General features: G+C 31.9%; 10 protein-coding genes. 8 read left to right on the top strand and 2 right to left on the bottom strand.

All coding sequences use genetic code 11. The annotated features are described in order from the left end of the window. Positions 1 to 20 precede the first annotated feature (20 nt). From F0342_RS21200 to F0342_RS21175, 6 genes are all read left to right on the top strand, one after another. Positions 21 to 386 (top strand): hypothetical protein, encoded by a 366-nt coding sequence (locus tag F0342_RS21200; protein ID WP_149157824.1) that lies wholly within the window; start codon positions 21 to 23, stop codon positions 384 to 386. A 13-nt stretch (positions 387 to 399) separates the two neighbouring features. After that, entirely contained in the window at positions 400 to 2,565 is a 2,166-nt protein-coding gene (locus F0342_RS21195) for an AAA family ATPase (protein WP_149157823.1), read from the top strand. Next, on the top strand, positions 2,562 to 4,367 hold the full coding sequence (locus F0342_RS21190) for an alpha/beta hydrolase family protein (RefSeq protein ID WP_149157822.1): 1,806 nt from the start codon (positions 2,562 to 2,564) through the stop codon (positions 4,365 to 4,367). The genes F0342_RS21195 and F0342_RS21190 overlap by 4 nt, the downstream gene beginning before the upstream one ends. Further along, positions 4,364 to 5,728 carry a TldD/PmbA family protein gene (locus F0342_RS21185; RefSeq protein WP_149157821.1) on the top strand — a complete coding sequence of 455 codons (1,365 nt, stop codon included), beginning with the start codon at positions 4,364 to 4,366 and terminating at the stop codon, positions 5,726 to 5,728. The genes F0342_RS21190 and F0342_RS21185 overlap by 4 nt, the downstream gene beginning before the upstream one ends. 22 nt (positions 5,729 to 5,750) lie before the next feature. Continuing rightward, positions 5,751 to 7,103, top strand: coding sequence for a metallopeptidase TldD-related protein (locus F0342_RS21180; RefSeq protein WP_188048647.1), 1,353 nt, complete (start codon positions 5,751 to 5,753; stop codon positions 7,101 to 7,103). Between the two features lie 77 nt (positions 7,104 to 7,180). Further along, positions 7,181 to 7,708 carry a hypothetical protein gene (locus tag F0342_RS21175; protein WP_149157819.1) on the top strand — a complete coding sequence of 176 codons (528 nt, stop codon included), beginning with the start codon at positions 7,181 to 7,183 and terminating at the stop codon, positions 7,706 to 7,708. Between the two features lie 624 nt (positions 7,709 to 8,332). Here F0342_RS21175 and F0342_RS21170 read toward each other — a convergent pair. Both F0342_RS21170 and F0342_RS21165 read right to left on the bottom strand, forming a co-directional pair. Continuing rightward, complete coding sequence (locus tag F0342_RS21170; protein WP_149157818.1) at positions 8,333 to 9,565, bottom strand: site-specific integrase; 1,233 nt, start codon at positions 9,563 to 9,565, stop codon at positions 8,333 to 8,335. Positions 9,566 to 9,681: 116 nt separating this feature from the next. Continuing rightward, positions 9,682 to 9,909 carry a helix-turn-helix domain-containing protein gene (locus F0342_RS21165; RefSeq protein WP_149157817.1) on the bottom strand — a complete coding sequence of 76 codons (228 nt, stop codon included), beginning with the start codon at positions 9,907 to 9,909 and terminating at the stop codon, positions 9,682 to 9,684. Between the two features lie 611 nt (positions 9,910 to 10,520). Between F0342_RS21165 and F0342_RS21160 the strand changes: the two genes are divergently transcribed. Together F0342_RS21160 and F0342_RS21155 are read left to right on the top strand one after the other, a co-directional pair. Then, positions 10,521 to 12,083, top strand: a complete 1,563-nt coding sequence (locus F0342_RS21160; protein ID WP_149157816.1) for a tyrosine-type recombinase/integrase — start codon at positions 10,521 to 10,523, stop codon at positions 12,081 to 12,083. Beyond that, the gene (locus F0342_RS21155) at positions 12,073 to 13,185 is read left to right on the top strand and encodes a tyrosine-type recombinase/integrase (protein WP_149157815.1); all 1,113 of its coding nucleotides are present in this window, start codon (positions 12,073 to 12,075) and stop codon (positions 13,183 to 13,185) included. The genes F0342_RS21160 and F0342_RS21155 overlap by 11 nt, the downstream gene beginning before the upstream one ends. Positions 13,186 to 13,196: the final 11 nt, after the last annotated feature.

Raw genomic sequence — 13,196 nt, 5'->3', positions numbered from 1 at the left:
CAATAGGAGAGTGAATCAAATTGATACTGGAAAAAAGTGAAATTGAAGAAAAGGCATTTACTTTACTGATCTTTGAAAGTCGGCTACTTTATCAAGCGCTTGGGATGGCTTATAGTTGTGAAACATTAAATCAATTAATGTTACTATCAGAAACATTGAGTCATCGAGAAAAAGAAAATATTACTTTTTCTGAGGATTTAATTGAAATAGGGAAGAGTGTAATGAAGCAATTTAGAAAAGAAGTTGAAATGGAATTTTCAATGGGGGATAGCAGGTTAACTATTAGAAAGAATATGGATAAGGTTTATAAAGCAGCCAGTAAATTAAAGATTAGAAATCAGGAAGTACCATTGCTAGTAATTTCAATGTTAACTAGAAATTTATAATGTAGGTGATCAAATGGGAGAGAAAATTTTTGATTCATCATTCGAAAGCTTACTTGAAATAGCAAGTGAATATAGTCAAAACGATACTAAAGCTAATTATATCGAAACAAAACACTTATTTAGAGCCATTCTAAATAATAATCACAAGATAATAGAATATATACAACAATGTTCTGGAAATGTTTCTAAAATAATTTCAGATATTGAACAAGAGTCAATAATTAAAGAAGAAACTGGAAATGATCAATTCTCATTTACTTTTGAACAGATAATTGAAACTGCAGAAAAAGAAACAAAGTGTATTGGTTTGGAGAAAATAACCACAGAACTCATAATAGTAGCAATTATGAAACACAAGAATAATGAAGTATTTAGGGTCCTCTCGAAACATAAAACAAATTCTGATCGTTTAAATTTTCTCTTATTAAAAGACTACTATAATGGCCAAAGAATTGTTGGTGGAAAAGTACAATTCCCTAAAGGTTATAAGGAGAAAAAAACACTTTCAAACAATATTAAAAACCTTAAAACACTTAATAAGTATGGTAAGGATATTACCTTGAATGCTCAGCTAGGCAAATATACACCGGCTTATGAAAGAGATAGTGAAATACAAAGAGTGCTGCAAGTTTTATCTCGTAAATCTAAAAATAATCCCGTCTTAGTCGGAGAACCAGGAGTAGGTAAGACTGCGATTGTTGAAGGGATTGCTTTAGAGATTTTGAAAAGCAAAAATAGCAAATTTAAGGATCTGAATATTATTTCTCTGGATATAGGCAGTCTTATTGCTGGAACTAAATATAGAGGAGAATTTGAAGAAAGGCTTACTCAGATTATACAAGAAGCTAGTAGTTTAAAAAACGTAGTATTATTTATTGATGAGATTCACATGATTGTTGGAGCTGGTGGAGTTGAGGGTACAGTAGATGCTGCAAACATACTTAAGCCCGCTCTTGCAAGAGGGGACTTTCAATTAATTGGTGCTACAACTACGAAAGAATATAAGACTTATATAGAAAAGGATTTAGCATTAGAGCGAAGATTTCATCCAATTAAAGTAGAGGAACCATCATTAGAAAGTACAACCCAAATTCTTATAAAAGCAAAAAAGAATTATGAAAATCATCATAGAATTAAAATTAGTGAAAGAGAAATAAGAGAAATAATAAATATTAGTAATGAATTTATTAAAAATAGGCAGTTTCCAGACAAAGCTTTCGACATATTAGATGAAGCTGCTGCTGTAGCCTCTTTAGAAGGTGACAAGGTGTTATTGGAGAAACATATTTTTTATACATTTGAGAAAATATTTGGAGTTACTTCAGATTTATATAATAAAAAGACATATAGATTAATACAGAATATAAAACATGAATTAATAGAAGTATTTGATCAAGTGGCATTAAATCAAATAATTAACATTCTAAAAAAGTATAATAGTCCTTTTGGAAAAAGAGTTGAACCAACTACTTTATATCTAAGTGGTAATTCAGAGACCATAGAAGATTTCTCAACTATTATATCTGAAAAATTACATGGAAAAGACCCAATTATTATTAATGCCGCGAGTAAGCTAGAAGAAGCAACTGCTTATAATATATTTAATCAGAATTATTCGATTAACAAGAGTTCCTTAGCTGAAAGAATTAAACAATCACCTTATCGAGTGATTGTCATTCGAAATATTGGGTTTGCTAGTAATCAGTTTTTAGATTACATAGTCACCTTAATTAAAGAAGGTAAAGTAAAGGATGCAAATGATAACTATTTCACTTTAAGTAATTGTTTATTCGTTTTTGCTACTGATTGTGAAAGCCAACATGGCACAAAAGCAATTGGTTTTGTTAATAATGAAAATTATAATAACCCGGCCATTGATGATAACAATAGATTATCTGAACTAATAGGTTCTAAGATTTATTTAAGGTACTCCAATATATATATACAAAAAAGGTGGAATTCTTTTATTGAGCAAATCAATTATGTAATTAACGCGGAAAATTTAAATGTAAAAATACGTAAAAACATAAAATCATTATCTGAAGAAGACTTAACCCAAATTGATATTAAAACCTATGAAGGTAGATTGCAGGAAAAGCTCGATCAAATATTATTATTGAATGATTTAAATGGTAGTTATGAAATTGATTTAAAGGACAAGGAGTTTATAGTCATATGACTCTACAGCAGGAAAAATTGATTAACTTAATAACAGAAGAAAAAATAGAATACTTTACTTATGAAAACCAAGATAAAGTGTTGTTTTACTTAACAAATAAGAACGGCATCTATCATTTATATAGTCAGAAACAAATTAATGGAAGTTTTAGTGATGGTGAATTCCTTCTTTCCCTTGAGAATAAATGTTTATCCATTCTGCCTTTATCCACAGAAGAATTACTTTTGGTAATGGATGAAAAGGGAAAGGAAAATAATCTTTTGTACCATTTTAATATAACAAATAAAGAGCTAAAACAATTCAAAGGTAGAGAGATGTCTAACATATATTTTCCTCAAGTAAGTAAGGATGGCAGCACCTTGATTTTTAGTTCAAATGTAGTTAATCAACAGTACTTTAATACTTATCAATATCACTTTAAAAGTGAAGCCTTACAACTCCTACATGAGGGAAATGGGTATCCAACACATATTTATGATATAAGTCCAGATGAGAAAAAGCTTTTGTATTTTAAGCATATTAACAACTCTCAATGTTTACCCTATTTAAAAGTTGATGACGAGTGGAAAGATATATTCAGTTGCAAAGAAGAAGGTTCGTTTACAGTGTTTGATACAGCTTTCATATCTAATAATGAGCTTTTATTGGTAACTAACTATAGAGAAGAGTATGCCTATTTAGCAATTTATAATATGAAAGAACAGTCGCTTAAGACTTTATTTAAGCTTCAAAATGAGAATATAAGAATGTTGGATATAGATAAGGTAACAAATGAGCTTATTTTCTCCACAACTACCGGCACTCGAGATTATATCTACCGGTATAATATCATAACAAAAAAGTATAGAAAAATGGCTGAAGATATTTCTATAGTTGAAGGTTTTTCTATGAATCATGGGACCTTAATTGTGATAGGAAGTTCCGCAAACCACACAACAAATTTATTTTTATTAAGTGATAATAAGTACTTAAATCTTACTAACTATTTAAATGAAACATATGTAGAGGCATCTATTGAAAGACTCAAATATACCTCATTTGACGGACTAGAAATTGAAGGGTTATTGCATCAACCGAAAGATAAAAGTGGAAAGCTTTTGATTTGGATTCATGGGGGGCCTAATCATTCTGAAAAAGAATTCACCAAAGAACCTCATTTTAAATTGTTTCTTAAAGAGGGCTATAGCATCTTTTGTCCTAATTATCGAGGATCATCAGGGTATGGAAAAGAGTTCCTTGAACTTGGTAAAAAGAACTGGATAGAAGGAGCTCTAGCAGATATAGTGATGGGTTTTAAATATCTACAAGATTTTTATTCTTTTGATAAACCAATTATTATGGGACGGAGTTTTGGTGGGTACTTAGCCCAGATGTTAATTATTAAATATCAAGAAATCGGGATAGGCTGTATTAGTGTTTGTGGACCAACAGATTTAGAAAGGTATATTTTAGATGCACCTAAACATTGGAGAGAAATGTTAATTGATTTTATTGGTGACCCTATTAAGGAGATTGGAAAATTAAAAATGAATTCACCAATCTATCATATTAATAAAATTAAAAAACCTGTTTTGATTTTCCATGGAAAAAATGACCCAAGAGTTAAAATAAATCAATCAGAAATACTAGTGAATAAACTAAGAAAGTACAATAAGCAGTTCGATTACTTTTTCTTTGAAAATGAGGGACATAGTATCGTTTCTTTAGAAAATCAAGCTAAGTATTTAGAAAAAATTAATAGCTTTATAGCTGAATGTGAAGAAATATCCCAAGTTAACTCCCTGCAGGAGTCAGACTTATGATTTCAAAAAACACAATAGAAGATATTTTTAATATTGGTTTATCTAACGGAAACCAATTTGTAGAAGTTTTTTTTGAGGACACAACAAAAAACGCCTTTACTGTTCGGAATAATAAAGTCGTACACCCCATTGCTGGAAGAGATATAGGTGTGGGGGTGCGAATTATTAATAATGAAAAGGCTTCTTATTTTTTTTCAACAAATCTTATTAGAGATAAATTAATTAGTTCTCTAAATAGTTTCTGCAAGGATGCCAACTCTTTATATCCTGTTAATTATGATGAATCTAAACAAGGTGTTACAGCATTTAATTTTATTGATAATAAGGAGATTAAAGAGACAGAAAAACATATAAAAGCACGTTTGGCATACGAGGAAGCCCTTTTTGCTCATAAGGAAATCGATCATGTTGAAGTTTACTATAAGGATTCAATACAAAAAGTAGGTATAGCCAATACGAATGGAATTAACGTCTCTGAGGTAAGGGTACGTACAAGATTTGGAATTGAAACTGTAGCTACTCAGGGGAATAGAATAGAAACAGGAGTGTATTCACCCGGCTTTTCAAATGACCTGAATCATTTTTCTAACAAGTTCATTATTCAATCAGCCAAGAAGTCTGCATTAATGGCTGTTAATAAGTTAAGTAGTAAAAAACCTCCTAGTGGAAAAATGCCAGTAATTATTGGGAATGGAAGCGGAGGAGTATTATTCCATGAGGCTTGTGGTCATGCATTAGAGGCAGGTACAATCTCAAAAAAAAATTCGATTTTTCAAGAAGCTATAGGTGAAAAAATAGCTTCAGAACATATTACATATGTAGATAATGGAGCTCTCAGCAATAGTTGGGGAACAACTCGTATTGATGATGAAGGTTATGTTACAAGAAATAATATCTTAATTGAAGATGGAGTATTACAAAATTACTTGGTAGATTATAAATCCTCGTTAGAGTTAGGAATAAAAAATAATGGTTCCTCTAGGAGACAATCCTTTAGATACCAACCTACAGCTAGGATGTCAAATACATATTTGAAGGCAGGAGAACATACTCCTGAAGCTATATTGAATAGTACAGCACGAGGAATATATGTCAAGACTATTGGTGGGGGTTCTGTAAATCCGAAAACAGGCAATTTTAATTTTTCAATTGTAGAAGGCTATTTTATAGAAAACGGAATTATAAAATACCCCATAAAAGATACAAAAATAATTGGTAACAGTAAGACTGTTCTAAAAGATATTGATATGGTAGGCAATGATTTGAAGATTGAAGCTGGCTTATGTAATTCAATAAGCGGGATTATACCGGTAACAATTGGCCAGCCCACCATTAGAGTTTCTAGCTTAATTGTTGGTTAATTTCTCTCTTAGGGGGGGTATCTTGAATACCGAGATATTAGATTTTCTACACAAAGTGAATTTAAAATCCTTGGAATTAAAACTTAAAGATGTAAAGATCTTTGCAAAACATTCATTGGAAAAAGAATATGAAGTTGATTTAATAAATCAAAATGAACTATCTTATACAGAATCAGATGAAAATGAATTTTTGATAAAAGTTTTAAATACTTCTGAAGAAGTAAGAACCTTTTATACATCTTCAAAAGAATTCGATATTATTCAAACTTTCTTAATAGATTCTGTCAGATTAAGTAGGCAATATGATAGCCATTGTACAAATGATTTTTCTTATGATGATTATGTCTCTTTGAAGAAAAGAGAAAAGTTAGAAGACTTAAATAAACAACAACTATTGAGACGATTTTTAGAAGTCAAAGAAAAGTTAAATGCACTATACCCACAGATTACAATTTTAAATGCAAAATATTATCATCTATTATCGGAACATTACTCTTCAAATCTTCATGAAGGTTGTAAGGTACAACAGCAATCTATTTACGGTTTCTTAATTCATGTAAAATACCACACAATAGAAAAAAGTTTTATTAGTTATTCCAAAGAAAATCCTTTTGGTATTTTACTAGATAGCTTAATCATTAATTTTAATCGATTAAAGAAAAGAGCTGGATTAATAGCTAAGAATGAAATAAATGGCGTATACAATACAATCTTATTGAATACTGCTGCTGCTAAAATTTTGAGTAGTTTTAGTTCCGTATTCTTTGCAGATACTGTTGAGGGTAAGTACTTAACTAAAAGTCTTGGAGAGAAAGTGGCGAGTGATTTAATCAACATATATGACGATCCAACATGTAATGAAGGCTTAGTAAATTCAATATTTGACTTTGAAGGGAACTATTCGCAACAAGTGGTACTAGTAAAGAATGGTTTCTTGAATAACCTTTTGCATAACAATGAAACTGCCAAATTATTTGAAACATATTCAAACGGTCATGGCTATCGTGAGAATTTAGAGAGCAACATAAGAGTATCTTCAACCAATATGTATATAAAAAAAGGGAAAACTTCTATCAAAAAAATGATGAAAAATCTTCACACAGGTATAGTTTTAGATACTATTTATGCTACCAATTCAGGAATTGATTTAATAACTGGGGACTTTAGTGTATTAGCAGATGGATACTTCAAGAGAAGCAATGGGGAAAAATTGAGATTAGATGGAGTATTGGTTTCTGGGAATTTCTTGGAACTTCTGAATGGTGTAGAGGATATAAGTGATGATTTTTGCTATGACAATTCTTCATTAATAAATGGGTGCTTTGGATCCCCTTCACTCTTAGTGAATAAATTAAAAGTAAGTATAAACAATTAATCTATAGTCTTTAGTTTGTTAATGAAATTTAGAGGATTGTATTTTAGTGAATATTTACGAGAGGTGATATATGTGATATGGAAAATCTTTTAGAAAGATTAAATACTAAATACTTCATACCGGCAATGGGGATTTTTATCATAACCATTATTCTGCACTTGTCTGAGCATTTCACTCAAACTAGCCAAGTTTATATTTGTGGTTGGGATAGAGATGAGGCGAAGGGGCTTTTGGGTTTAGCATATCCTCAACTAGTTGATGCTGAGTGGTTTCATTTCTCGTATGCTTTTGAAATGCTTATAGGCTTACAAATTTTCAAACGGAGTTTTATAGGTAAAGCTGAAATTTGGTGGAAGTTATCAATTTATTTGCAAATATGGCACTTGTTCGAACATACACTCTTGGTGTTCCAAGATATTTCTGGAATCAACCTATTTGGAAGCATAGTTCCAGTTAGTATCATACAATTGTTCATCCCAAGAATAGAGTTGCACCTTTTTTATAACATTCTTGTATTAATTCCAATGGTTGTTTCTATGCTGCTTGTATTAATAAAAAAGAGGGATCATATGCCCTTGTACAAACTTACGTTGAAAAGGAGGTGATTTTATGGAAGATAATATCCCACCACTGGAAATAATTGAGTCAGATGATTTAAAAATCATTTCTAATGACAATAAGGATACTGGTTACTAACTTTTAGTGTGTTTTAAGTTTTACTTCCTAATGTGAAAAAACAGTGCGAGCAGGTTGTCAGGTAGTGAAGTGTTGAATTTATGAAAAAATAACTTTAATAATTAACGTCTTTTTTATACCAAATGACAAGTTATAGTCATTTGGTTATTTTATTTCTACAACACCATAGAATAATCCCCAGTGGTAAATATAGAAATCGTCTAAATAAATGTAGAAAAATAGCAGCGAATAGTCGTGGATTTCTAGCAGGTAGATTCAACTAATAACTAACCCAGATTTAATCAATATCTTCATGCTAATACTCTACAAACTCTCCTCCGCTTGGGGATAATTCGTAACAAAGAGGCTCTAACATTGTTGTAAACTTTGGAGTACCGGCAGACTGAGTTGGTGAAATATAAGTAGTTATTATCTCTAGTCAAAGTATTATAAAAAGGCATTGGTATGTTTAATTTACCAATGCTTTTTTGCCTCAATAGTATGTGATCGATTAGGTTAAAGTTAATTTGTCATATGAGGGGTATGAATATCTTTTAGCTTTCCATGAAGTTATCAAATTTATCAGATGCTTCTCTCTTCACAGGGTCTGTAATATGAAGATATATCTTCCTGGTTATTTCATCATCAAAATGACCTAAGCGATCTTTAATGTCTTCGAGTTTTACTCCAGCTGCCGCAAGTAGTGAAGTGTGTGTATGTCGTAAGCTGTGAGGAGATAGCTTCGTATTTAAATTAGCTAATTTAAGTAATCTTTTCATCCTATTTTCCACTAACTTGGTTAAGATAGGAAGGCCATGATGGTTATTAACATTTGTAAAAATAAATCCTTTATTATTGTATAAATCTCCTAATCTAACAATGGTTCTTTCTTGTTCTTCTTTATGCTTTTTTAGCATTTCAATCACAAGGCTTGATACCATAATTTTACGTTTAGATTTCTCTGTCTTAGGTTGTACCAATTCGTACTTAGTAATATTGTTATATTCATTATAGTACGTTTTGTTAATACGGACCGTTCGCTTATTGAAATCAATATCTTTCCACTTAAGTACTACTAATTCACCTACCCGTATACCAGTGTAGGCTAACAGAGTGAAAATGAGTTCATCCATAAACAGCCCATTTTTCTTTGTTGCATCTAAAAAGATTTTGAGTTCTTCTTTTTCAAAGTAATTTGGAAGTTCCTCATCTGAATTCTTCTGATCATCCTCATCTGTTTCTTTAATTACTTTAGGGTCCTTTTTGATATAAGCCTTTTTTGCCGGATCTTCTCTTATCAGTCTCTTATGGACGGCCATATCAAATAGCATTTTACCTGTGGCTAAGATGCCATCTAGTGTGCTTTTAGACAAATTATTAGCTTTTAAATCATCTAAAGCATCTTGGAACATTTCCTCTGAAACGTTTTTAAGCTTTACGTGAGCAAGGTAGGGGAGTAATTTATTTATGCCATATTTTCGAAGGCGAATTGTTCCAGGTTTAGGACATGTTCGTTCAATGTACATAGGCAACCATTGTTCAGCAAAATCCTTATACAAAATATCAGATTCCTTAATAAAAGTACCTTGTTTCACATCAGTGATTATCGCTCTTACAGCATCTTCTGCATCTTTTTTTGTTATAAATCCACCTCTACTTTCCTGTCTTCTTTCCCCAGTTTTGGGATCTGGTCCGATGTCTACCCAAAAAGTCCAGGTTTTACCACCGCAAGAGCATTTCTTTTTAGGGTCGCACTTGCAATTTCTTCTTTTATAATGACCTTTCATACTCCTTTGTTACCTCACTTCCAAATATAATTAATATAATGTAGAAAGGAGGAGAAGGCTTAAATGGCTTAAATTATTAAGAGAGCCTTTCCCTATATACTTGTTTCCATCAGTGGCTATGCTTGTTTCTTATCCTTCAGTCGTTTAATCCACTGTATTAAATCATCTTTTTCCACTCTTTTTGAAGCACCAATTTCATAGTTGGGGATTCCCCCATGATCAACATGCACTTGAAATAGCTCATAAATCCTTCTTCTAGAGATTCCTAGAAATTCAGAAATTTGTTTTGCTGTCAGAATATCGGGTAATGAATCCCAAGTTTTGTGCTGTGAATTTTTTTCCATTAATATTGCCTCCTGTAAAATCAAACAGAAAAACCCCACAGAAACGGAAAGAAAGATAGACTGCACCCAAGGTAGTAAGATCATAAGTTGAAAACATATAATCTTATACTTGGATTGGCAGGTCCTTCCTGATCCAATCTGTGGGGTATACCCAAATGATTTATGATATTTGATTATGTTAAACATCTTAAAGTGAGATATATTGAATTGTCAAGAATAAAATTGCGAAAATTTTTTTGAACACTAATTGGCTCTGGAGAGGATTTATACTCGCTGAACTTATTCCAAAATGGATTAAAACTAAATGTATAGAGCTCTAACGCGAAACTAAAATTCTTTTACACAAAAATGTTACTTATAGTTGCTACCCAAGAGAAATTATTATAAAGTTTAGTCATAAGCACTTCAGTTTATTGTTGGAGTGAAAATAGAATAATCTTTTTTCTTTTTAAATAGATCTAGAGCGGAAGCACCGTCTCTATATCTGTAGAAACACGCAATACGTGTGTTTTCTCACAGATATAGGACGGTGCTTTTTTGTTGCTCAATATAAAGTGGTGAAGAAGATTATTCATTAATTTAAGAAGTCGAAAAGAGAGGAGAAACAAGATATGCAAAACCAAGATACAGTACAGCTGTCTTTATTTGATTTTAACTTTGATGAAGCTGACGAGTCAGGAGGTATAGAGAATTTGTTTACTGAAAAAGACATGAGCCGTTTTGGAAAGTGTAGGAAAGGTTGGTTTGAGAATGATATTTCTCGGAAAGGGTTTTCCGAAAAAAGAATAAAAATGTCACCATTTGGAAAAGATGTGAATAGGAAAAACTCACATCTCATTGAAAGTTGGATGGATGACATGATTGAAAAAATGTATGACCTGAATTTAAACGTAAAACAAAGTTCTTTAGAGTCGGGAAATGTAAACGAGTGGCTTTATGCAAATATAGCTAAGGACCGTTTAGATTCACGATTTGTAAAGAAGTTTATGAGGACTAAATTTGGTTCTTCAACTAGAGTGTATAACCGCAACATGGCTATGTTTGAAAAGGTGTTAACTAAAATGGAGGAATTAACTAAGAAGAAATCAGATGAATTTGAGCGAAGTGATTTTTTAAATACTGAATACCTAACTAAAGTCGTTAAGGTTTTAAGTGCCACAGAATTAATATATTATCAAAGCTTTCTTAATAGCTTAAAGCCATTCACGAAGATACGTCTTAATGATTATGTGGAAAAAATAGAGAAGATCAAGTTTAATCATCCTCTAGTTCGAGTTGTTGAACGTGTCTTGAAGAAAGAAAGAAACATTAAACAGGAGAGTTTTAATAATAATTATTACAGTCCAGTACAACTCTTTGTTAACTGGGCAATAAATTCACTGGTTAAGTTTCAAGGTCAATCCGTTAACACTTTTATTTTCAATATGGTAACCAGTGAAGACCTTGATGATTATAGATCTTACCTCATTCAACAAGTTAAAGAAGAGGTATTAGCGGAAATTACGGCTAAAAGAAATTTACAGTATGTACGTGGTTTTTTTCAGTTATTATTTCGAAAAAAGAAAATAGTTAAGGAGGTTACGACAAGGCTAACAAATATTGAAGCTGATGAATACTTCTACAGGCGACTACCATCAGATAAAGAGATACAAGAGCTTATAAATATTATTGGGCGTTATTCTTCTGACCCTGTAGGGGATAAACTAGCTCTCTCTTTAATGATACTAATGGGATTTCGAGGGTGTGAGGTCGCCAGCCTTAGTTGGAAGGATATAAACTTCAGTACAAAATCAATCTCTATTAGGGATACTAAAGGAATGGATGCTATTTTGCCGATACCATCAAAAGTGTATGCCTTGTTGATTGAGTATAAGAGGTCTAGTGATAAAAAACACATTTTTTGCGATGACCCGAGGATATTCCTTGAAGATTTAAGGCTATTATTTAACACATACCAATTAATAGCGGGCTGGGATTATGGAGGCGGTCTACACCTGTTCAGACACATATTTGTGACAAGATTAATTATGCATTGTCCACCTCAAATTATTAAAAGCTTAACAAGGCATATATCTGATGACACTGTTGCTAAATATGTTCATTTGGAAAGGAAATTCGTTAAAAATGAGCTGACTAAATTAAGTTACACAGGAGGACGAATAGATGACTTTTAACCAAGAAGTTTCTAAACAAGGTTCTGCTCAAGTTGCTATCCAGCAACTATTAGAGTTCCATAACATGGAAGACCTCCAAATGGCTGCATTTAATGTTCTAGATCTAAGTGGAGATAGAGAGGCAGCAGACCAAGGAGATTCCTTTCAACAATTAACTGTCGAAGAAAGCTTGCTCTTTTTTTATGCAAGCTCAAAATTTAAAGGTTTAGCGGATACATCTAAGGTTACCTACCAATCTGAAGGAAAGTTATTTGGTGATTTTATCATCAAAAAATATGGAACCTTAGATGTACAGTTAACGGAAGTTATATATCCAACAACTACTTTGCTTGATTATTTTGGTCAAAGTGATTTTTCGAGCAATACCAGCGCTAAAAAAGCAGCATTTTTTAGAACATTCATAAAAACAGTAGTTCAAGAATTTTATTTATTGAACAAAGATGATTTCGACGGGACTTTAAGGGTGGACTGGAACAAAGATGGATTACCAAGATTTTATAATATTGAACAATTAAAGGAATTACTCCTTTTAAGTAAAGAGACAGCTTTTGGATTCCGAAATTATACGATTATTAGTGTATTCCTTGGATCAGCATTAAGAGTAAGTGAGCTTGTTGGTATCACTTTATCGGACATTGATTTGGAAGAAGAAATGATTATGGTGAGGAGAAAACGTAAAAAAAAGAAGCTTCTTCCTGCGTATATTCAACGTGACGCTTTACATGTCTTAATGAAGTATATTGATTTTATATATGGGCATCTCGCTGAAGATTGGAAAGCACTTAAAGCTAATTATGGAGATTTGTATGTATTTTCATCAACGGGAGGAGAAACTGCGATAACGGACCGAGCAGTTAGAGGGATGGTTAAAAGTTTAGCAAAGAAAGCAAAATCGATTGGAGACGATGAAATAGAGAAACTAAGCGTGCATAATTTTAGACATAGCTATGCTGTTTACGGTATTCGGTCAGGAATCAATTTATATGCAATGATGGACCTGATGGGTCATTCCACTGTTACTTCTTTGAAACCATATGCAAAACAAAGTAGAGAACAGATAAAAGAAGACATGGAGAAGAATCCAATTGCAAAGCTTTTGTAAGAGGAGGTGAA

The sequence above is a fragment of the Bacillus sp. CH30_1T genome, assembly GCF_008364765.1.
GTDB lineage: Bacteria > Bacillota > Bacilli > Bacillales > Bacillaceae_B > Rossellomorea.
Note: the sequence above shows the minus strand (reverse complement) of the source record. Positions and strands in the feature narration are given on the sequence as shown.

Coding starts and splice junctions, on each gene's coding strand:
- F0342_RS21195 (WP_149157823.1), top strand. CDS start 400: ATGGGAGAGAAAATTTTTGATTCATCATTCGAAAGCTTACTTGAAATA.
- F0342_RS21190 (WP_149157822.1), top strand. CDS start 2,562: ATGACTCTACAGCAGGAAAAATTGATTAACTTAATAACAGAAGAAAAA.
- F0342_RS21185 (WP_149157821.1), top strand. CDS start 4,364: ATGATTTCAAAAAACACAATAGAAGATATTTTTAATATTGGTTTATCT.
- F0342_RS21175 (WP_149157819.1), top strand. CDS start 7,181: ATGGAAAATCTTTTAGAAAGATTAAATACTAAATACTTCATACCGGCA.
- F0342_RS21170 (WP_149157818.1), bottom strand. CDS start 9,565: ATGAAAGGTCATTATAAAAGAAGAAATTGCAAGTGCGACCCTAAAAAG.
- F0342_RS21165 (WP_149157817.1), bottom strand. CDS start 9,909: ATGGAAAAAAATTCACAGCACAAAACTTGGGATTCATTACCCGATATT.
- F0342_RS21160 (WP_149157816.1), top strand. CDS start 10,521: ATGCAAAACCAAGATACAGTACAGCTGTCTTTATTTGATTTTAACTTT.
- F0342_RS21155 (WP_149157815.1), top strand. CDS start 12,073: ATGACTTTTAACCAAGAAGTTTCTAAACAAGGTTCTGCTCAAGTTGCT.